Source organism: Hungatella sp. SL.1.14 (genome assembly GCF_024460495.1).
Taxonomy (GTDB): Bacteria; Bacillota; Clostridia; order Lachnospirales; family Lachnospiraceae; genus Hungatella; species Hungatella hathewayi.
Genome location: NZ_JANFYJ010000163.1, coordinates 1 through 394 on the forward strand (window position 1 = coordinate 1; position 394 = coordinate 394).

Sequence of the window (394 nt, forward strand, 5' to 3'; positions counted from 1 at the left end):
CCCTTGTCCTCTGAGCCATGGAATTTAAGTAAACACTGCTGGCCACAGGAGGTATCCCCCGGAATGCACTGACGCTCTTCGGCCCCGGATGGGTGATCTGCGGAATTATTTTTGTCCCGTACTCATGGATTCTGTCTGTAAAACGGCGGTAGGATGCAATGCTCTCTTCATTTCTAAAGCACAGAGTATTTCCCAGATACGACACATCCGGGTCGACAGAAAGCGCGTCGGTAATGATACAGCCAACGCCGCCTCTGGCTCTTGCCAGCCAGTATTCCTGCATCGTCTCATTGACCGTCCCGTCCGGACTCTCGTATCCGAGAGACATGGGCGCCATAAAAACGGCATTTTTAACAGTCATGAACCCTATCTTCAGTTCTTCCAGTAATCTGGA

1 protein-coding gene is annotated in these 394 nt (G+C 51.0%); it reads right to left on the bottom strand.

The genetic code is table 11. The features are described from left to right. A partial coding sequence (locus tag NE473_RS30495) for an oxidoreductase (RefSeq protein ID WP_502802857.1) occupies positions 1-370 on the bottom strand: 370 nt, incomplete at its 3' end. Positions 371-394: the final 24 nt, after the last annotated feature.